Consider the following 19,911-nt stretch of genomic DNA (forward strand, 5'->3'; position numbering starts at 1 on the left):
TTATTAGTTGTTGTTTATCAAGTTTAATTTTTAGATTTGTCTAAATTAATATTGAGGATTAGTTAAATATAGGATTAAGTATATATGAAGTTACTCATACTAATGCTGTTATGGACACTCAGCCTGCCAGCACTGGCGCAACATTCGCTGTCCGGGAAAATAGTCCTGGAAGAAGGAAATAGTCCCGCGTTTGGCGCATCGGTTTACATTAACGAATTGAAAATCGGAGCGACTGCTGATTCTCTGGGACATTATAAGATTTCGGGCATTCCAAATGGAAGTTATTCTCTACGGGTCAGCTTCATCTCCATGCCGAACATTACCGAAAAAAACGTGCGGATTGAAAAAGACGTCGTGCGTGATTTCGTGCTAAAATCCGGTGCTAATGCTTTGGATGAAGTGGTGGTTACAGGCACAATGAAAGAGGTTTCAAAGCTGGACAGCCCCGTTCCCGTTGACATTATCACGGCTAAATTCATTTACAAAAACCCTGTTCCAAGCATTTTTGAAGGCCTTAGCTACGTTAATGGCGTGCGCCCGCAGCTCAATTGCAATGTGTGCAGCACCGGTGACATCCACATTAACGGCCTCGAAGGACCGTACACCATGGTGCTCATCGACGGCATGCCCATGGTAAGCGGACTTTCAACGGTTTATGGCCTATCCGGAATCCCAAACAGCCTGATTGACCGGGTCGAAATTGTAAAAGGTCCTGCTTCAACCCTTTACGGATCGGAAGCTGTGGGTGGATTGATCAACATTATAACAAAAAATCCTTCAAAAGCACCCATATTCTCTGCGGATGCATTCAGCACATCATGGCTGGACTATAATATTGACCTGGGCGTGAAGTTTATGGCAGGTTCGAAAGCAAGCTCGCTCCTGGGGGTGAGTTATTTTAATTACCAAAACCCGATTGACAACAATAAGGATGGTTTCACAGACCTGACATTGCAGAACCGCATTTCTGTTTTTAATAAATGGTCGTTTAACCGGAAAAATAATCGCCAGGCCAACATTGCGGCGCGTTACTACTACGAAGACCGCTGGGGCGGACAAATGAATTGGAACAAAACATATCGCGGCGGAACGGAGGTTTACGGGGAAAGCATTTACACTAAACGCTTCGAAGTTTTGGGCAACTATCAGCTTCCTATGGCTGAAAAAGTGACATTGCAATATTCTTTCAGCTCGCACAACCAGAACTCGACCTATGGCCATGTAATGTTCAATGCAGATCAGAAAATAGCATTTGCGCAGCTGTTATGGGATAAAAAAGTCGGTAGGCATAACCTGCTTTTTGGAACACCATTCCGCTATACTTTTTATAATGACAACACCACCGCAACCCGCTTACTCGATGGCAAAGACCATCCTGACAAAATTTTGCTGCCGGGTATTTTTGTCCAGGATGAGATCAAAGCCGGGCCGCATTCCCTGTTGCTGGGCGCCCGTTATGACTATAACAGCCGCCACGGAAGCATTTTCACGCCCCGGCTTGCCTATAAATACAAGTTCAACCAAACGGATGTGGCCCGACTGAACATTGGTCGCGGCTTCCGCATTGTAAACCTCTTCACGGAGGACCACGCGGCGCTCACCGGTTCGCGGCAAGTGATTGTGAAAGAAGCGCTTAATCCTGAGCAAAGCTGGAATGTGAATGTGAATTATGTGAAAAAGATTGTGACGGGAAGTTCTTTCATCGGTCTGGACGCCTCCGTTTTCTACACCCATTTTACAAACCGCATCCTGCCTGACTACGACACGAATCCAAATGAGATCATTTATGATAATCTGGATGGTTATGCTGTTTCAAAAGGCATTAACTTAAATTTGGATTTCAACTTCCCTTTCCCTTTGAAGATCATTGCCGGAGCGACCTATATGGAAAATTTTCAGAAGGAAAACGGCATCCGGTTCAGGCCTGTGCTGACAGAAAAATATACAGGTGTCTGGTCTGTTTCTTATGAGTTTCAAAAGTCGGGCATATCGTTTGACTATACAGGCAATATTTACGGTCCTATGCGGCTGCCGGTGCTGAGTGAAGAGGATCCTCGCGCAAGGGTTTCACCGGTTTGGTCATTGCAAAATATACAGGTTACCAAGAAGTTTAACAATGGTCTGGAAATCTACGGCGGAGTAAAAAACCTGCTTAATTTTACTCCTCCCGCTAATTCCATCGCGAGATCGAATGATCCTTTTGACAAAAATGTGAAGTTTGATGACAGCGGCCAGGTGATCGCGACACCGGATAATCCTTACCGGCTGACATTCGATCCATCTTATGTTTTTGCGCCTAATCAGGGCATCAGAGGCTTTCTCGGCATGCGCTATACGTTGCGTTAAATATGGTTGAAATGGAAAATAAAGACATGTATTACGACGTTTAATTATGATTATTCAAAGATGAAATTTCTTTATAATATTGATATTCATTGATTTGAATAATTTTTGATTGTATATTTGTTCCATCAACTATTTAACACTACATAATCATGGCATTAACAAAGCAATTTGTAAAGAGTAAATCACTTTATAAAGTAACATTTACAGTTCCCGCAGAAGCAGCAGTTGAAGTAAAAAAAGTTGCGTTGGTTGGCGAGTTTAACGGATGGAATCCTGAAGAAGCAATCGCATTGAAAAAGCAAAAAGACGGCTCATTCAAGACAAGTCTTGAACTTGCTTCAGGTGAGTATCAGTTCCGTTATATCCTTGACGACGAGAAGTGGGAAAATGACTGGGAAGCAGACAAATACGTAGCTGCCGGCGTTGATGCAACTGCTGAAAATTCCGTGGTTGTTTTGTAATTTACTATTTGCTCCAGGGCACAAAAAAACACCGTAAAGTAATCGTTACTTTACGGTGTTTTTAGTTTTTATATTATATCAAAAACGGGTTGAGAAAAACATTAAATCGTAAAGCTGTCGCTCTCGACATAAGCCTTGATAAGCGCCTCTTCTCCTTCTTTGCCTGGTGAGAAATTACCGTGCTCCATGCCCATAATAAACGACTTGTTTTCTTTTTTGCTGCGGTCGTAAATGTATTTGAAAATATTCTTGTAGTTTATTTCTCCCGTTGTCGGCTCTTTGCGGCCAGGCTCGTCCCCTATCTGGAAATAATCGATTTCGCTCCAAGTCCTGTCAATGTTGTAAAGCAGGCGTCCTTCGTTTTTCTGCATGTGATAAATGTCATACAGGATCTTGCAGGACTTGCTGTTCACCCCTCGGCAGATTTCGTAAGTCTGGTCGGAAGTTCTCAGAAAGAGGTTAGGCGAATCGCTTAGCGGCTCTAAAACCATTACTAATCCGTGCGGTTCAAGGATTTCCGCACCGCGGCGCAATGCATCGATCACATGGCCTGTTTGTACACCAATTGGCAAATTTCTTTCAAAATCACCCGGTACAACCGTCATCCATTTGGCATTTACGCGCTTAGCAACTTCCACCGCTTTTTTGCAGCCATTCAGGAAAATATCAATGTATTCCTGCTTGCCAGCTGCTAATGTATTGGCGCCATTCCCTCCTTTGTCTACCACGAAAACGCCCATTTGCATGCCCAGGCGCGTCATTTCTTTGGCAATGGCTTCCTGCTGCTCCACCGGCCTGCCCATCATACCATTATCTTCAATTGCCATGAAACCCTGGTCAGCCATAAATTTCAGCTGATCAATCACATCTTTTCCGGCGCTGTTCTGAAACATGCCAAAGTGGGAAGCGTATTTAAGCTTGAATTTATTTTTAGCCGTTGGCGCCGTTGCGAAAGCATCTCCTGCTGCAATTGCTGCACCAGCCAGACCAAGGGAAGATTTTACAAAATTTCTGCGGAGCATATTTTTTTAATGTTTTGTTTAGGAATGTAAAGTTGTAGCGTTGTCAAATATACCGCAAACGGCCTTGGAAACTTGCGTTCCTAGCCTCTCCTGCGTTTTCTCTTCCTTTCTTTCTTGCTGTCTGACTTCGAGGGCTCGGCCAGTTTATCATCGGTCAGCTGAGGGAAATAGGGAGCCAGCTGCACCTTGATTTCTTCTCTGAACGCATTTCTCACCCCTTCCAATGCGGCCTCTTTCACATCGCCAGCCATTTGATCATCCCGAAGCATTTTTACCACTGCCTCCTCTCCCGGCCAGCTCGCACCCAGATATTTGGCCGCGTTTTTACGCACAGACATAGGTTCATTGGAATTTAAAGCTGTGTTCCGCAATAAATAAACAGACTCGGGACTGCCTACTGTTTGTATCGACGACAGAAGCGAAGACTTTTTCTCTTCATTCAAACCCGCGAGTTTTTGAGTCACGTAAGAAATGCCAGCCTGGTCCAGCAATAGTGCCCCGGCATCCCGTCCCACAACTTCATCCGATTTATCCAAAGCCATTTTAAACAACCGGTCCATCTCAGAATCCAGCTCATAGCGGGTCATTAAGTCAATGTAATGTTCCGTTCCATAAGTTTCGTCGAGAAGCTTGTTCAATGCGGTTAACCCTTGCTGTGAATTGGTCACAAATGATTTATCCAAATGCAGCAAAGCGAGCTTGCTAACTTCAATGCGATCTGACGAATTCACATTCATTACATTCAGCAATGCCTGCGATTTTTCATAACCTGCATGGAAGAAGTCGAATGCGCGGAAGTAGCGAAGCCTGCTTTTGAAATTCACACTGGTATCCGAAGCCGCCGTGGTCAGATATGGAATGGCCTGTCGCGTTCTTGCCAGCCATACAATGTCCTTTCCTGCACTCGTAGCAACGGGGTTTGCACCGGCCTGCGCCAGCCACGCCGGGAAAATCCGTTCCCATTGGTCAAAGGCACCAATGCTCAATGCTTCCACCGACCAGCGATCGTTTCCTTTGTATTGTCTTGCCAACTGCAACCACACGTCCAATGCTTCGTAAGTATGGTTGTGATTGATCGCTAATGCACATTCTCTTCTCACTTGCGGGTCGGGATCGGCGGTAAGGCGCTTGATATATTCAGTAGGATCGCTGTTGCGCTGCCGCACGGCGCGCAATGCGGTAATCCGCAAATTCGGGTTCATTTCCCTGAATGCAATGTCGAGGCTTCGGTAATTAAAGCCCTCGATCCGGTTCAAAACCCACAATGCACGTGCCCTGATCCGCGGATTCACGACGATAGACCGAAAGAGCTCTTCCAGATAAGGTTCAGCTTGCCAGCCATGCTTTACACAAGCATTCCAGGCCATATAACGCATGGATAAATTAGGGCTTTGCAAAGCTTTTACCGCCTGCTCAGGAATGGAGAGGTCAAAAACAGGGATTTTATACAGTGAGTCCTTGGGAGCAACGCGGAAAATCCGGCCACGGCTCTTATCCTTCATTTTATGCGAACCAATTACGGGATCATACCAGTCGGAAATAATTAGTGAACCGTCCGGCGCTACACATACATCCGTTGGCCTGAACCATTTATCGCGTGTTCCTTCGACGATAGGAAGAATGCCAGTGGATTTGTATCCTGCACCATCATTAACCACCGGGAATCCGCTCACGCTTTGCTGGCCTGCATCGGCGAGTAGAATTTGATTCTGATAACGGCGGGGCAGTAAATCACCTTCATAGATGGTCATACCCATCGGAAAACCTGAGCCCGTTTCAATGAGGTTAGGAACAACGCCCGGATCATTCTGGTGCCAGTGCCTGCGGGGGATTTCATCTTCCAGATTGGTGCGGTTCAGACGCCAGCTTGCACCCGTCATTTCATCAATGTAACCGAAATTCCCGTTTTCCATCACATACGAAACCCGGTCGCCACCATTGCCAGGCTCTTCCTGGTCCGACTGCCACATGGTCCCGAAGCTATCGACGGCGACTTCAAAGCCGATCCGGAAATTTTGTGCTAATATCTCAACTTTGGTAAAATCCTGATCACATCTGAAAACGACCCCTTGCTTGAATTGTCTGAAATCGATGGGCCTCTCATATTTATCAAGTAATGGTCTGTCCTGGCCATCTACAAGCTGCCTTCCTGCATTGCCGAAATTGAAATAAAACTTTCCATCCGGCCCGAAAACGAATGCGTGAACACCGGCGTCATTCTGCGAGCCGCCGATTCCTTTGAATAAAATTTCCTTTTTATCAGCCTTATCATCACCATTTGTATCGGTAAAAAGCCACACATACGGACTCTGCGAAACAACTGCTTTGTTACCCATCACCCAAATCCCCAAAGGCGAATTCAGCTCCGGTCCCTGGTAAAAAACTTTGGTAACATCCGACTTCCCGTCGCCATTCTTATCCTCCATAATCACAATGCGATCCCCCTGCCCCAGCTCCGACTTACCATTGACAGCGGGACGATAATTATAAGCTTCGCAGGCCCAAACCCTTCCGCGATGGTCTACATCAATGTTAATGGGATTAATAACGTCCGGCTCCGAAGCAAAAAGCGTTGCTTGCAACCCTTCGGCCACTTTCAGCCCAAGCACCGCATTCCGGGAAAATCGCTTTTCAGGCTCTGAAAACGTAGCATACAAGCTATCAGGATCAGTAATGACTAGTGAATCAGGAAGTTGACAAAAACCGAAGAAGTTGAGAAGAGTTGTAAAACCTGCAATTAATAATGCAGATTTAGTAGAATTAAATTGTTTCAAAACAAAAATTTGATGATGCAGAATATCGTAATAACGTATAAAAATACCTGATGTTTCCGGGATTAGGAAATGAAGTTTGAAAAGAAAACCAAATGAAAACTAATCTTTGTTTTGTAATATTGCATAACAAAGTATTTTGAATTACACACATTATCTATTAAAGGTGAATGAAAGAGAAAATAAGGCAACTCATAGTTGGACATTTAATACGTAAAAGTCTTCTAAAATCACAACTTAGAAATCTTAGCATTACCAACAACCTAACCGAAGATTTGCAAAACTCATTATTAGACGATCTGGCAATACTGGAGGACACACTTCAGAAACTGGAATCTTATTACAAAACGCTTTAAAATAAATACTCGTATGAAAGATATTCTTGAAAGGATGAAGCAAGCAACCGATCCTGTTGAATATCAAGCGGCTAGTGACGCTTGTTTGGATTATTTTGCAACAGCTACGGAAGAAGAGCGCGAAGAAATTGGAAATTTCATGGTGCAGCAGGCAGAGGAAATGTTGGCTGAATCGAAAGAATTCAGAAAAAAAGCAGATGCTATAATCGCAGAATATCATAAATCCAAAGACGTCAACATTGAAATAAACGGTCAGAAATATCCGCTTAGTGAGTGGGTTACGATGAAGGAATATTGCAGACGGTTTGGATTGAAGAATACCATGATCATTAATAACTGGATTAGCAGAAACATTATCCCGGAAGAAAATATTCTTAATATCAGCCAGTTGAATAATCTTCGGCTTATTAAGGCTGTTCCCTACAAATGATAAAAAAAGGAGCATATGCGCTTGCATATGCTCCTTACAATCCTTTAAGTCGATCTATTTCTTTTTCAGCCCACTCAAATAATCAACCAGACTAACCAGCTCCTCGGTGCTCATGGCATCCTGCAAGCCAGCGGGCATCATGGAATCGTTGAGTTGTTTGATGGACTTTACTTGTGACATTTTATATTCCTGGGTCGAACCGCCGGGGAATTTCAGGATCAGGTCGGTTTCAGTTTTGCTGGCGACGATGCCGGAGACGGTTGATCCGTCTTTTAATGTTACCTCAAAACCTTCATAACCGAAGCCAATGCCCGCGCTGGGCTCGAAAATCGCTGCATATTGCGCTTCCTTGGGCAGTTTGCTTCCGATTTCGGAAAGTTTTGGACCAAAATCCATTCCCTCCCCATTCACCTGATGGCAAACTGAGCAGTAAGACGTAAATACTTGTTTTCCCTTCGACAAATCACCTTTCATACCGATCAGGTCCTTCACCTGCGGATGTTTTGAAACTGCTATGGTTCCGCCATCCGTGTATTTCGCTGCTTCCATTTTGACTGATTTCCGCCAAGCGCCGCTTAGTCCTTTTACCGCTGCGGCTTTTTGTTCACCACTTAGTTTTCCATCTTTTAGTAATGCTAGAACCTGATCTTCACCGCTCATCGTCCCACCCAATGACCTGGCGGCAATTGTGCGCAGGCCAGCAGCATACTTATCGTCTAATGCCACGGTTTGCAGGATTTCCAATGATTCTTTGCTCCCTACGCCTCTCAATGCTGAGACAATCCCTTCACTTTTGGAAGTATCAGATCCTTTGATAACATCCCAGACCATCTTTCCACCACCTTGTTTCATCAATTGCATCGCCGCCGCCGGCCCTGTCCGGGTTGAAGCCTGGCTGATGGCTATATCAAGTAACCTTGGATTTTCTGACTCCAATTCGTATTTACTTACCAATTCAAGATAAGCAGGCGTTCCGAATGAGGAATCGAGCAACTTTTTGAGAGCGGCCATTGCTTCTGCATTTTGCTTTACAAATGCGGGATCCAAATGTCTTAATGCCAGCTCATTTACTTTTGTCTGCTCGGGAGAATTCCCTTTCATGATTTGCAAGAGCGCCATTGATTTTTCATTGGCAGCTGTGTTAAAATCAAAAGCACGGAAGTAACGGAGCCTGCTTTTCAGATCTGTTTGGGAATCACCAGCGAGTGAAGCCAGCAACGGAACCGATTCCTTGCCGCGCGAACGCCAGACAATGTCTTTGCCAGCCTGCGTTGCAATGGCATTGGAACCAACTTTGGCTTGCCATGCTTTAAAAAACGAATCCCATTGCTCATCCGCGCCAATACCCAATGCTTCCAGATACCAGCGGTCCTTACCATCGTATTGCAAAGCCAGTTCCGCCCATAATGCAGGAGCCTTTGGTGATTTGTTATGGTGCAGGATTAATGCACATTCTCTTCTCACCTGGGGATCAGTGTCTTTTACCAGCAAACTAATGTAATTGGTAATGTCTACATCTTTCAGCTCACTTGCCGCGCGTAATGCTGCTATCCGCATGTCAGGATTTGCGTCCCTGATGGCGATATCAATGTTTTTCTTGCTCGAAGCCGGCCATTTACTCAAAACCCACAATGCCCTTGCGCGCATGCGGTCGTTTGCCTTTTTATCCTTAAATAACTTTTCCAATGACGGAATCGCCTTTTCACCCATTTCGGTCAGAGTCATCCAAGCCTGGTAACGAACGGAAAGATTTGGGCTTTGCAATGCTTCTACTGCGCCGGTTGCCGTTGTCAAGTCTGTTTTTGGAATGCGATAAGGTGTATTTGCAGGCGCTATTCGATATAAACGGCCGCGGTTTTGATCACCGGCCTGGTGGCCGCCGACACCCGGATCATACCAGTCGGAAACGATGAGTGAACCATCGGGAGCGACGCAAACGTCTGACGGGCGGAACCATTGATCCCTTTTACCATCAACCAAATTCACGATCTTGGCTGTATAACCTGCGCCGGATTTCTGGACCGGATAAGAACGAACCACATTATGCCCTGGCTCGCAATGGATCATTTGATTTTGAAATTCTTTCGGCAACATTGAGCCTTCATACAAGACCATTCCCGTCGGCGATCCGGACCCTGTCTGCAACAAATTCGGAACCACGCCCGGGTCATTCAAATGCCAGTGACGGAATGGAATGGAATCTTCCATATTCGTGCGGTTTGCTCGCCAGCCTGCGCCGGTAACCTCATCGGTATAACCGTAGTTGCCATATTGCATCACGTAGTTGATCCGCACCCCTTTGTTTCCGTCGTCATCATTGTCAGACTGCCACATTGTTCCGTAACTATCCACCGCGACTTCATAGTTGTTCCTGAAATTATTTCCCAAAACCTCAATGTTCTTAAAATCGGGATCGCAGCGGAACACCATTCCCTGTTTTAACTTTTTGAAATCGATTGGCTGGCCATCTTTTCCGATCACCGGATTTCCTTTGCCGTCCAGTAAATGTCCGCCCTCATTACCAAAATTGAAATACAACTTTCCATCAGGTCCGAAAATGAATGCGTGCATGCCGTGGTCGTGCTGCTCACCGCCTACACCCTCGAAAATAACTTCTTTCTTATCTGCTTTTCCATCATTGTTTTCATCCGTAAAAAGCCAGACATAAGGACTTTGCGAAACCACCACACGATTGCCCATCACCCAAATCCCAAGCGGAGAATTGATCTCTTTTCCCTGATAAAAAACAGTGGTTTTGTCCGACTTTCCATCGCCATTCGTATCCTCCATGATCAGGATGCGGTCGCCTTCGTCTTTGGTAGGGTTACCATTAATTGCAGGGCGGTAATTATATGCTTCGCAAACCCAAACCCGGCCCAAATGGTCTACATCAATGTTGGTAGGGTTGGTAATGGTTGGTTCCGAGGCGAACAATGTTGCTTCCAGTCCGTTGGTTACGGATAATCCTGCAACCGCATATTTGGGCGAGCGTTTTTGGGCGTCGGTGAGGTCTTTATAAAGGCTGTCGAGTTTCGAACTTTGGAAAGTGCTTGGGTTAATGTGCTGGTAAGAAGCGACCATCAGGGTTGCCAACAAGCATCCTGCGGGAAACAGCGCCAGCGTTTTTTTTAAGTTCATGGGGATTGTTAATTACAGTCTGTAATGCGGAAAAGATTTGTACAAATCTTTAATAAAGATTACTAATTTTAAGCATATAAGAGACAAACCACCTGTCATTTACTACCATGAACAAGACTTTTTTTTCCGCAATCGCACTGTGCCTGGCTGCTGAGGCAATGGGCCAAACTGCCGTTTTATCCCCTGAAATTCAAATCAAAACAGCTGTACTGGCCGCACCCGCAGACAAGCGCGAGGGCGCCAAGGTTTACGGTTACGCGCCCGACGGCTCTTTCAAAGTCCTTCGCGCCGGGAACAATGATATGGTTTGCATTGCTGACGATCCAAAAAAGGAAGATGTTAGCGTTTCCTGCTATTTTGCTGGCCTGGATGCATTTATGGAAAGAGGCCGCGTGCTGGCGAAGGAAGGAAAGAACCCGAAGGAGATTTTTGACATTCGGGAGAAGGAAGTAAAGGATGGCAAATTGATGATGCCGAAGCAATCCTCTACGCTTTTCGCTTTGTCGGGAACGAAGGATAATTATGATATGGCCAGCGGCGAGCTGAAAAACGGTTATCTCCGCTATGTCGTTTACATTCCATTTGCGACGGCAGAAAGTACCGGACTACCGCTTAAACCAGATGTTGCCGGCATGCCCTGGATCATGGACCCGGGAACCCACAGGGCGCACATTATGATCAATCCTGCGAAGCCTTAACAACATTTTCCGGCATTAACGCATGGTATATTAGCTTGGAGACCGACTTATTGGATTAAACAATAATGTGATGAAGAAAATAACCGGTCTACTGCTTGCATTGGCACTATACGCTGCACCTGATAAATCCATGGCTCAAAACGAAGTAATTAATCTGTGGCCGGAAGGCAAGGTTCCCAATTTTAAAGCGAATACGGTTGAAGAAAAGTCTGTAACCGGCGATGACAACATTCTCAGGATCAGCGGTGTGTCAGTTCCTGCGATGACGGCTTACATTGTTCCCAAAGAAAAAGCGACCGGCGCAGCGGTGGTGATTTGCCCTGGCGGAGGTTATGGAATTCTGGCGGCGTCGCACGAGGGAAGTGATTTTGCCAAATGGTTTAATGATCGCGGAATATCTGCATTTGTGCTGAAATACAGGTTACCAAGCGAAAAAACGATGACTACGCAGCATGAAGTGCCATTGATGGACGCCATGCAGGCCATGAAGCTAGTCCGCCAGAGCGCTGGCAAATGGAATATTGATGTGAACAAAATCGGTGTGATGGGTTTCTCGGCGGGCGGTCACCTTGCTGCAACATTATCAACGCATTTCAATATGGGTAAAACAGCTTCTCAAGGCGGAAAGCCCAATTTCTCGATCCTGATTTACCCTGTAATTTCCCTGACGCCCGAACTTGCCCACGGCGGTTCGCGCGACAACTTACTAGGTGCTGCAAAATCCGACGAGCTGATCAAATATTACTCCAACGAGCTGCAAGTAAGCCCCGAAACCCCTCCCGCATTTCTAGTACATGCGATGGACGACACCGGCGTCCCCCCCGAAAACAGCATTGCCTATTACCTGGCACTCAAAGCCAAAAAAATCCCTGCTGAAATGCATTTGTATCCCAAAGGCGGCCATGGCTACGGCATGCGAACAGAAGGAAAAGGCTCTCTGGCAGGCTGGCCGGCCGCTATGGACGGATGGTTGAAATCGATGGGTTATGCAAAGAATTGAATCATAAAAACGCTGATTTATCCCTAGTTTTGGTTTTCAATCAAGGTAATGGATAATTCTGACATCAATGCGTGCTGTAAATCGTTTTTTAGTTAATCAAAAATACCTGCTGATCCTGTTCCTGGGCGTGGCGATTTTCGCCAGCTTGCAGTCCTACTTTGGCGGAATGAAAAGCTTTGTGGAAGGCGGCAGGCTTTATACGACTTACAACAACTACATTATATTCAAACAGTCCTTTTTCCACCTGATCGAATCGAAGGATCTGTATGATTCGTTTGTGGAGGAACAGGGTGATTTGTTTAAGTACAGTCCCGCATTTGCTTTAATTTTTGGCATCCTCGCCATCCTTCCTGATGTGCTGGGACTGTCTTTATGGAACATTCTGAATGTGACGGTGCTGTTCTATTCCGTCTATTATCTCCCGCGCATTGATCTCCGGACGAAAGGTTTGATCCTGGTTTTTGTGATCGTGGAAATGCTTACCGCCACTCAGAATGAGCAGAGTAATGCGCTGATTGCCGGGCTGTTCCTGTTTACTTTTGGCTTTTTGGAGCGGGGAAAATATTGGATGGCGTCGTTTTGCCTCGTCTCCACTATTTTCATAAAGCTGTTCGGAATTGTGGGGCTAGCTTTGTTCCTTTTATATCCGAACAAATTAAAACTTACCTACACAACCGCCGTTTGGGTGATCCTTTTTACGGCGCTTCCGCTATTGGTCGTGAATGTGGATCAATTTATTTTCCTCTATAAAAGCTGGGCGAATTTGCTTTCCAATGACCATTCCATTTCTGACGGCTTGTCTGTAATCGGCTGGTTAAAAACCTGGTTCGGACTTCAAGTGAACAAAACTTACGTCAGCGTTGCGGGCGCAATCCTGTTCTGCATTCCGCTTTTACGGATCAACCAGTATAGCAATTTCACATTCAGAATGTTGTTACTGGCCTCGATCATGATATGGGTGGTTATTTTCAACCACCGGGCTGAGTCGCCCACATTCATTATTGCCATTACAGGCGTTGCCCTTTGGTATTATGCGCAGCAGCAAAAGCCGGAAAATTATGTGCTGCTTGTGCTGGCCTTCGTTTTCACAGCCTTATCTCCTACCGACCTTTTTCCAAGATTTATCAGAAATGAATGGATGAAACCTTACGTGGTGAAGGCCGTTCCGTGTATTTTAATTTGGGCTAAAATAACCTACGACCTGTTATTTGTGAAGCTTTTACCCAGGACAGAGAAACAACCGGCAGAAAAATAAAAAGCGTTACAGGAATGCTGCGGCTGCATACCCGTAACGCTACATTGCTGAACCTTAATTTAACCCGACTAATGTGCGCTCGACTTCTCTTATTTCGTTCGTAGCCAGGTAAATACTTTTCACAATCTTTTCATAATCATTGGAAACTTCCAGGGTGTAAACACCGTCGTTGATCTCTTCGAAGTTCAGCTTGCGTCCATATTTGCTGAGATGCCTGGGAACGTATTCTTCATGGAGCACTTTGCCTTTGGAGTTCATCAGGCGGATCACCACGCGTTCGCCTTTTTCTTTTTCCATCAGCAGATTCATAGAAGTTGTGTTTTTTACCCTGTACATGCCGATTTTAAACTTTTCGCAGGAGTTATTTTTGCATTCCGCTTTTGGTTCAACCCGCGGTGTTGCAGATACATTGGTTACTAGCAGAAGGGCATAGGCTGCGGCGGCAATCATTTTCATCACGTTCCTCATGGCTTTTGAAGGTTACTTTGAGTAAATACTTTTTGAAGATTTTTACCAATGATATCCCCGCAACCGCCAATGTTGCACGCGTTGTTTAAACGGCAGAAATTAGTGTTGAATGGTTTTAAGTATATTAATCAAATGGATTGGTGACGTAACTACCCCCCGATAGCAATCATATTCCGGTTTTGTTCGTAGTCGGATTTGGCTTGTTTTTCGGTGAAGTTTACGTGGCCGCCGTGGGCAAAGTGTTTTTTGTGGAAATGGGCGTGGATGAGGGCTCGGACGTCCTGGCCGGCGCGGAGAGGAGTCAGCAGATCCGCTTCGGAAGTGTCGAAGAGGCAGTTTTTAAGTTTCCCGTCGGCTGTGAGCCTGATGCGGTTGCAGCCGGAGCAGAATGGATGTGTAACTGTTCCGATAATCCCAAATGTCCCGGCGCCGCCGGTTACCTGGAACCGATGCGCAGTATCCTGCAATTCACCTGTTAATTGCTGAAAATCGAATTCATTGTTTATATCGGAAAGGAGTTCGTTGTAGGAAACGATCTTAGACATATCCCACTGATTGCCTTTAAATGGCATAAATTCAATAAACCGGACATGCAGATTGGGTTGTTCAAGCGTCATCCTGACGAAATCATTGACTTCATCCTCGTTAATGCCCTTCATCACGACCATATTGATCTTAACCACGAATCCTTCTGCCAAAAGCAACCTGATGTTTCCCAGGGTTTTAGTAAAATGGTCCCGCTTGGTAACGGCTCTGAACCTGTCTTCCCGCAATGTATCCAAGCTGACATTCAGTGAATTGACACCTGCTTCTTTCAGAATATCAATAAACTGATCAATGAAAACAGCGTTGGTGGTCAGCGTCAGCGAAGTGGGCAGCTTGCCGAGGTCGGAAACAATCTGACCTACGTCTTTCCGGATTAGTGGTTCTCCACCCGTTAAACGTATTTTATCAACACCCATCTCAACAAATATCTCGGCGAGCGCTTTGATTTCATCGGCTTGCATAAGCCATTTGGAAGGCATAAACTGCATGTCCTCCTGCGGCATACAATAGGTGCAGCGCAGATTGCACTTATCAGTCAGCGAAATTCGCAGATAAGTGTGCTTGCGACCGAATGTATCTACAATGGGTAAGGACATTATTTTATTTTAATCGTGCTTTATTCCTTCAATGACACTAAAAACATGCAGGACTTGCGGGAACAATGCATCCATATATTCTGCAACTCCGCCGGTGCTTCCCGGCATCGTAATAACCAGTGTTTCACCAATTAAGCCGCCAACAGATCTTGATAACATGGCTGTGGGCATGCGATCCTGACCATAACTCCTGGCTGTTTCCGCAATTCCCGGAATCTCTTTTTCGATTAATTCCGATACTGCTTCCGGTGTAACATCCCGGTGAGACAACCCGGTTCCGCCTGTGATCAAAATAAGCTGATAATCTGCATTGCAAAGGCTTTTGATTTTCTCCTGAATGCTGGCCTTATCATCGGCAACTATGCTGTAATCGCTGGCTGCAATTTTGAGCGCTTCCAGTTTTTCAATGATTTTTTTGCCCGATTTATCTTCACCAATTCCATTTGAGATGCTATCGGAGCAAACAATTACTGCGGTTTTCAGGTTTTCCGGTGTGGCTTTCCGATCGCTCTTTCCACCTTTTTTTTCCAATAACCTGATATTGCTGATCTCAACGCCTTTATCAATGGGTTTCAGCATATCATACATGGTGAGCGCAACCACCGAAGCGCCATGCATAGCTTCGACTTCGACGCCTGTTTTATATATTGTCTTGACAGTCAGCTCAATGACAATAGTCAGATCTTCAATACGGTAATTCACACCTGTATATTCCACCGGGATCGGATGGCAATCGGGCAGCAGGTCCGGTGTTTTTTTCACAGCCAGAAATCCGGCCGCTTTCGCCATTTCGAAAACGTCACCTTTCGGAACATTGCGCTCCTGGATGGCCGTTATGGTTTCCGCTTTGCTAACCTGCACAATGGCCTGGGCGGTTGCAATGCGTAATGTGTTGCTCTTATGCGTAATGTCTACCAATTGTAATTTTGAATGACCGGGTCGCCGGTGCGATGGATAACTGAATGTAACGTCGGCCTTAAAGATTGATACTTAGCCGACCTCCGAAAGTCTAATTGTTTTCCTTCCAAACATAATTTCCGGCTTCGCCTACCAGCTCCTTTCCGAAGATCGGAACATTGGCTTTGATTTCCTCAACAATATATTCAGAAGCTTCAAAAGCGGCGCGACGGTGGGGCGAAGAAACGAAAACAAAGAGGCTGATTTCGCCCGTCGGCACAAGGCCCAGGCTATGGTAAATGTGCATGCATGTAAGCTCGAATCGCTCGAAGGCAGCTTCCCTGATCTCGTGGAATGCATTTTCGGCCATTTCTTCGTGGGCTGAATATTCGATGCCGGTTACTGTTCCCTCTGCTTTCTGGTCTGCCCGGATCTGCCCTAAAAATATGGCATGCGCGCCAATAGTTGTTTTCGACTGGTGGCTTGCGATCGATTTAGAAACAAAATCAGGGCTGATCGGTCCCTGAACGAAAACTTTTTTATGCTTATGCGCTTTTTCCATGAAATGGTGCTTTGGGTTTAGGCCCGTATAATGTTTCAGCCTCCTGCAAATGGCGGAAGCAGTGCAATTTCCGAGGCATTATCAATAGAAACGTAATCTTGCGCAATCTTTTGATCCACTGCAATTTTAAATTTTTTCTCCCGCATGGCAGGATATCGCTCGATGATCTGATTCCGAAAATCGCCTACTGTCAGACTTTGATCACTCATCCAAACTTCGTTCGCCTGGCCGGTAATCTCCGCCAACATTCCATAATAGGATACCTGAATGCTCATTGCTTATGTTTTCTATTTAACAGCCTAACACATTTTTTCAAAAACCGATTCAGCCGGGAAGCAAATGCACCTCAACCAAATCGCCTGCTTTCACCACGTTTTGTGTTACGGGCAGATAAATAATGGCATTGGCGATGGCAAAGGAACGTAATGCAAACGATTCCTGGCCGTCCAGCGGTATTACTTCCCCATTTACAATCATGCCTTTCAGGAATTCATCCCGCTCACCGTTGAACGAATAAGCATATTTCGCAGGCATTTTTAGTGTTGTTAAAAACGGCTCTTTCCGGCCTGACATTATTCTCAAAGCTGGTAACACATACTCGTAATAACAAACCAGCGAAGAGGCCGGATTTCCTGGCAATGCAAAAAACAGCTTATCATTCTTTTTTGCAAATAGCAAGGGTTTTCCGGGTTTCTGACGCACCTTATAAAACACCGTTTCGGCGCCTAATGCGGCCACAGCTTTTCCCACGAAATCGTAATCACCCACCGAAATTCCGCCGGAAGCAAGCACAACATCATTGGATTCTGCCAGCTCGTTAAGTCCGTTGATTGTTGATTCCAGATCGTCTGCCGCATATTTTATTTCAAAATCTGCTATGCCTTCCTGCTGCAATGCTGCAGCAAGCATGGCTGAATTGGATTCAAAAATTTTACCATGGACCAGTATATCACCTTTGTGCAGCAGTTCGTCGCCCGTAATCAGCAACCCGATTTTGGGCTTATTATAAACATTGCCTTCGCGAACATTCATTCCCTGCAAAAAACCAATGCTTCCCGGCGAAAGAAAAGTGCCTTTTTCCAGTGCGACAGCGCCTTGCTGAATCTGCTGACCAATATTTCTGACATTCTTACCTTCCGGAACAGGGAATTCCCGGATCGTAACACTTCCGTTTTGTGCCAAAGTATTTTCCTGCATGATTACGGCAGTTGCGCCGTCAGGCACGGGCGCTCCCGTAAAAATGCGCATCGCAGATCCCGATTTTAGTGCCGGTGTGGAAGTTTGCCCCGCTTTTGATTCCCCCTCTAATTTCAAGTTAGTGCCTGCTTCACGTATATCGCTGTGTATGACCGCATAGCCATCCATGGACGACTGGCGGAATGAAGGTAATGCCAGAGGTGCCGATATATCAGCCGCCAAAACATGCCCCAAAGCGTTTCCGATCTCCACAATATGAGCGGGCAGCGCCTTGACATTTTCCAGAATCTTTTGTTTCGCCTCTTTAACTGTGACCATAATCTCGCAAAATAGTGCAAAAACGCAAGTTACTATTTCTGCAATTCTGAAAGTTTAAAACAATGTACCATTGGCAAGGAATTTGCGAATTTTAGTCCGGCACAACGTGACAAGGCTGAATAATGGGTTTAACAATGATGCTAAAACTTTGATTATCAGTAATCGATGTCACGTTTTTACAATTATTTCTATATTAATTGATATGAATTGTAAATTTTCGCGTTTGGTAATTCGGCGTTGAGCGCAAGTTAAATTTTGGTTTTGTGCTTTTTCACAAAGGAAACCCAGGAAATGAGCGTGAAACACCAAATGCGAATGTCTTGAATTAATACTACACAGCGGTTACATAATTGTCTATAAATCAAAGTTTTACAGAAAAATGAAATATTTTTAATTCAAACGGCGTTATCTTTGCTCCGGCTTTAAGCCTTTATACTATGTTCCACGAAATGAAAAATGAATGATTAAACTTATCTTTATGGCCCTCTCAATCGCAATAATGGGTAATGAACCAGTGAGCGAGGTGGGGGTGGAAAAGAAGGAACTGAAAGAGACAACAATTATAGATTCAGATCTTCTTGCTATTGACTTCTGTGGCGAGGCCATTCCATTATCAGAGCTTCGAATCGCTGAGCGATATCAAAAAATGATCAGAAATTACGACAACCCCACCTTTCGTAAGCTGATGACTAAGACCCAAAAAAGAATCAAGATTATAGAACCGATTCTTAAAAAGTATGGAGTACCAGCCGATTTCAAATATCTTCCCCTGATAGAGAGCGCAATGAGTGACGACGCAAAATCGCACCGTGGCGCGGGAGGCTACTGGCAGCTGATGCCGGCAACAGCTAAATCTCTTGGCCTGGTTGTGAATGAAACCAGGGACGACCGCAAACATCTCGTGAAATCAACGCATGCAGCAGGAAAATACCTGCGCAATCTTTATCGTCAGCTTGGTTCATGGACACTCGTTGCCGCTGCTTATAATGCAGGACCCACGCACATTCAGAATAAACTGGATGCTCAGAATAAGGACGATTATTTCAAATTGCGTTTAAACTCAGAAACAACCCGTTACATTTATAAGTTACTGGCTGTCAAAGAATGGTTTAACAACCCCGAAAGAAGCAAAGAATGGGTAAGCGGAGACGTCGTCGACCGTTTGGCAGACTTCAAGGTGGAGCAGAAAAAAGCGGATGTACAGTTGGTAAAACAAACTGATAAGCCAGTCACTGACTCCTAATCCAATCATTTATTTTGGCATAAAGTTGAAGAAAAGGATACATTATCCTTTTCTTTGTGTTGTTATGAAACGTCAGCTCAACTGACCGGAAACAACTTCAATTTTTATTCAAATTCTCTTTAAAATCAATATGACAAAAGCAGAAATGATCACCGATAAAGGCACGATGCTGATCGAGTTTTACGATGCGGACGCACCCGGAACGGTGAAAAACTTTGTTGATCTTTCAAAAAAAGGATTTTACGACGGACTGATCTTCCACAGGGTTATACCTGATTTTATGGTGCAAGGCGGCGATCCAACCGGAACCGGTCGTGGAGGTCCTGGCTATAAAATTGATTGCGAGCTGAACGGCGGTAACCAATATCATGACCGTGGCGTTCTTTCCATGGCACATGCAGGACGTAACACCGGCGGATCGCAGTTTTTTATCTGCCATAGCCGCAAAAACACAGCACATTTGGACGGAAACCATACTTGTTTCGGCAAAGTGGTGGAAGGCGTCGATACTGTGGACTTGCTTCGTCAGGGAGATAAAATCCAGAAAATTACCATTATCGAAGAGCAGGCTTAATCTCCTGATTGTCTCAAAAAAAGAAGGCTTGGA

Annotated in this window: 17 protein-coding genes; 8 read left to right on the forward strand and 9 right to left on the reverse strand. The window is 45.2% G+C overall.

All coding sequences use genetic code 11. The features are described 5' to 3' along the window. Nucleotides 1-84: 84 nt before the first annotated feature. On the forward strand, nt 85-2,346 hold the full coding sequence (locus G395_RS0102285) for a TonB-dependent receptor (protein WP_026628581.1): 2,262 nt from the start codon (nt 85-87) through the stop codon (nt 2,344-2,346). A gap of 149 nt (nt 2,347-2,495) precedes the next feature. Further along, nucleotides 2,496-2,807 (forward strand): isoamylase early set domain-containing protein, encoded by a 312-nt coding sequence (locus tag G395_RS0102290; protein WP_026628582.1) that lies wholly within the window; start codon nt 2,496-2,498, stop codon nt 2,805-2,807. Between the two features lie 101 nt (nt 2,808-2,908). Here the strand turns inward: G395_RS0102290 and G395_RS0102295 are convergent, their stop codons facing one another. Next, nucleotides 2,909-3,829 (reverse strand): hydroxypyruvate isomerase family protein, encoded by a 921-nt coding sequence (locus G395_RS0102295; RefSeq protein ID WP_026628583.1) that lies wholly within the window; start codon nt 3,827-3,829, stop codon nt 2,909-2,911. A gap of 80 nt (nt 3,830-3,909) precedes the next feature. Next, on the reverse strand, nt 3,910-6,603 hold the full coding sequence (locus tag G395_RS0102300; protein WP_229203915.1) for a PVC-type heme-binding CxxCH protein: 2,694 nt from the start codon (nt 6,601-6,603) through the stop codon (nt 3,910-3,912). Nucleotides 6,604-6,969: 366 nt separating this feature from the next. Here G395_RS0102300 and G395_RS0102310 point away from each other — a divergent pair, with 366 nt between their 5' ends. Further along, entirely contained in the window at nt 6,970-7,386 is a 417-nt protein-coding gene (locus G395_RS0102310) for a hypothetical protein (RefSeq protein ID WP_026628586.1), read from the forward strand. Between the two features lie 54 nt (nt 7,387-7,440). Here G395_RS0102310 and G395_RS0102315 read toward each other — a convergent pair whose 3' ends face one another. Next, nucleotides 7,441-10,524, reverse strand: a complete 3,084-nt coding sequence (locus G395_RS0102315; RefSeq protein WP_026628587.1) for a PVC-type heme-binding CxxCH protein — start codon at nt 10,522-10,524, stop codon at nt 7,441-7,443. Between the two features lie 107 nt (nt 10,525-10,631). Between G395_RS0102315 and G395_RS0102320 the strand changes: the two genes are divergently transcribed. The 3 genes from G395_RS0102320 to G395_RS0102330 all read left to right on the forward strand — a co-directional run bounded on the left by G395_RS0102320 (nt 10,632) and on the right by G395_RS0102330 (nt 13,477). Next, the gene (locus G395_RS0102320; protein WP_026628588.1) at nt 10,632-11,222 is read left to right on the forward strand and encodes a hypothetical protein; all 591 of its coding nucleotides are present in this window, start codon (nt 10,632-10,634) and stop codon (nt 11,220-11,222) included. 70 nt (nt 11,223-11,292) lie between these two features. After that, nucleotides 11,293-12,222 carry an alpha/beta hydrolase gene (locus tag G395_RS0102325; protein WP_026628589.1) on the forward strand — a complete coding sequence of 310 codons (930 nt, stop codon included), beginning with the start codon at nt 11,293-11,295 and terminating at the stop codon, nt 12,220-12,222. Nucleotides 12,223-12,289: 67 nt separating this feature from the next. Beyond that, nucleotides 12,290-13,477, forward strand: coding sequence for a glycosyltransferase family 87 protein (locus G395_RS0102330; RefSeq protein ID WP_026628590.1), 1,188 nt, complete (start codon nt 12,290-12,292; stop codon nt 13,475-13,477). Between the two features lie 54 nt (nt 13,478-13,531). Here G395_RS0102330 and G395_RS0102335 read toward each other — a convergent pair whose 3' ends face one another. From G395_RS0102335 to G395_RS0102360, 6 genes are all read right to left on the reverse strand, one after another. Continuing rightward, nucleotides 13,532-13,945 (reverse strand): T9SS type A sorting domain-containing protein, encoded by a 414-nt coding sequence (locus G395_RS0102335; protein WP_026628591.1) that lies wholly within the window; start codon nt 13,943-13,945, stop codon nt 13,532-13,534. Nucleotides 13,946-14,094: 149 nt separating this feature from the next. Continuing rightward, the gene (gene moaA / locus G395_RS0102340) at nt 14,095-15,087 is read right to left on the reverse strand and encodes a GTP 3',8-cyclase MoaA (protein ID WP_026628592.1); all 993 of its coding nucleotides are present in this window, start codon (nt 15,085-15,087) and stop codon (nt 14,095-14,097) included. 9 nt (nt 15,088-15,096) lie between these two features. Next, nucleotides 15,097-16,005 (reverse strand): bifunctional molybdenum cofactor biosynthesis protein MoaC/MoaB, encoded by a 909-nt coding sequence (moaCB, locus tag G395_RS0102345; protein WP_026628593.1) that lies wholly within the window; start codon nt 16,003-16,005, stop codon nt 15,097-15,099. 91 nt (nt 16,006-16,096) lie between these two features. After that, the gene (locus G395_RS0102350) at nt 16,097-16,546 is read right to left on the reverse strand and encodes a molybdenum cofactor biosynthesis protein MoaE (protein WP_026628594.1); all 450 of its coding nucleotides are present in this window, start codon (nt 16,544-16,546) and stop codon (nt 16,097-16,099) included. Between the two features lie 35 nt (nt 16,547-16,581). Then, nucleotides 16,582-16,821 (reverse strand): MoaD/ThiS family protein, encoded by a 240-nt coding sequence (locus G395_RS0102355; RefSeq protein WP_026628595.1) that lies wholly within the window; start codon nt 16,819-16,821, stop codon nt 16,582-16,584. A 49-nt stretch (nt 16,822-16,870) separates the two neighbouring features. Then, nucleotides 16,871-18,061 (reverse strand): molybdopterin molybdotransferase MoeA, encoded by a 1,191-nt coding sequence (locus tag G395_RS0102360; protein WP_026628596.1) that lies wholly within the window; start codon nt 18,059-18,061, stop codon nt 16,871-16,873. Nucleotides 18,062-18,539: 478 nt separating this feature from the next. On the opposite strand from G395_RS0102360, the gene G395_RS0102365 reads away from it, so the two are divergent. Together G395_RS0102365 and G395_RS0102370 are read left to right on the forward strand one after the other, a co-directional pair. Further along, nucleotides 18,540-19,304 carry a lytic transglycosylase domain-containing protein gene (locus G395_RS0102365; protein ID WP_229203916.1) on the forward strand — a complete coding sequence of 255 codons (765 nt, stop codon included), beginning with the start codon at nt 18,540-18,542 and terminating at the stop codon, nt 19,302-19,304. Between the two features lie 130 nt (nt 19,305-19,434). Then, complete coding sequence (locus tag G395_RS0102370; protein WP_026628598.1) at nt 19,435-19,878, forward strand: peptidylprolyl isomerase; 444 nt, start codon at nt 19,435-19,437, stop codon at nt 19,876-19,878. Nucleotides 19,879-19,911: the final 33 nt, after the last annotated feature.

The organism is Dyadobacter alkalitolerans DSM 23607, from assembly GCF_000428845.1.
Taxonomy (GTDB): Bacteria; Bacteroidota; Bacteroidia; order Cytophagales; family Spirosomataceae; genus Dyadobacter; species Dyadobacter alkalitolerans.

What these genes read in the sequence shown, in the direction of transcription:
- G395_RS0102285 (WP_026628581.1), top strand. Translation starts at nt 85, where the DNA reads ATGAAGTTACTCATACTAATGCTGTTATGGACACTCAGCCTGCCAGCA.
- G395_RS0102290 (WP_026628582.1), top strand. Translation starts at nt 2,496, where the DNA reads ATGGCATTAACAAAGCAATTTGTAAAGAGTAAATCACTTTATAAAGTA.
- G395_RS0102295 (WP_026628583.1), bottom strand. Translation starts at nt 3,829, where the DNA reads ATGCTCCGCAGAAATTTTGTAAAATCTTCCCTTGGTCTGGCTGGTGCA.
- G395_RS0102310 (WP_026628586.1), top strand. Translation starts at nt 6,970, where the DNA reads ATGAAAGATATTCTTGAAAGGATGAAGCAAGCAACCGATCCTGTTGAA.
- G395_RS0102315 (WP_026628587.1), bottom strand. Translation starts at nt 10,524, where the DNA reads ATGAACTTAAAAAAAACGCTGGCGCTGTTTCCCGCAGGATGCTTGTTG.
- G395_RS0102320 (WP_026628588.1), top strand. Translation starts at nt 10,632, where the DNA reads ATGAACAAGACTTTTTTTTCCGCAATCGCACTGTGCCTGGCTGCTGAG.
- G395_RS0102325 (WP_026628589.1), top strand. Translation starts at nt 11,293, where the DNA reads ATGAAGAAAATAACCGGTCTACTGCTTGCATTGGCACTATACGCTGCA.
- G395_RS0102330 (WP_026628590.1), top strand. Translation starts at nt 12,290, where the DNA reads ATGCGTGCTGTAAATCGTTTTTTAGTTAATCAAAAATACCTGCTGATC.
- G395_RS0102335 (WP_026628591.1), bottom strand. Translation starts at nt 13,945, where the DNA reads ATGAGGAACGTGATGAAAATGATTGCCGCCGCAGCCTATGCCCTTCTG.
- moaA (WP_026628592.1), bottom strand. Translation starts at nt 15,087, where the DNA reads ATGTCCTTACCCATTGTAGATACATTCGGTCGCAAGCACACTTATCTG.
- G395_RS0102350 (WP_026628594.1), bottom strand. Translation starts at nt 16,546, where the DNA reads ATGGAAAAAGCGCATAAGCATAAAAAAGTTTTCGTTCAGGGACCGATC.
- G395_RS0102355 (WP_026628595.1), bottom strand. Translation starts at nt 16,821, where the DNA reads ATGAGCATTCAGGTATCCTATTATGGAATGTTGGCGGAGATTACCGGC.
- G395_RS0102360 (WP_026628596.1), bottom strand. Translation starts at nt 18,061, where the DNA reads ATGGTCACAGTTAAAGAGGCGAAACAAAAGATTCTGGAAAATGTCAAG.
- G395_RS0102365 (WP_229203916.1), top strand. Translation starts at nt 18,540, where the DNA reads ATGGCCCTCTCAATCGCAATAATGGGTAATGAACCAGTGAGCGAGGTG.
- G395_RS0102370 (WP_026628598.1), top strand. Translation starts at nt 19,435, where the DNA reads ATGACAAAAGCAGAAATGATCACCGATAAAGGCACGATGCTGATCGAG.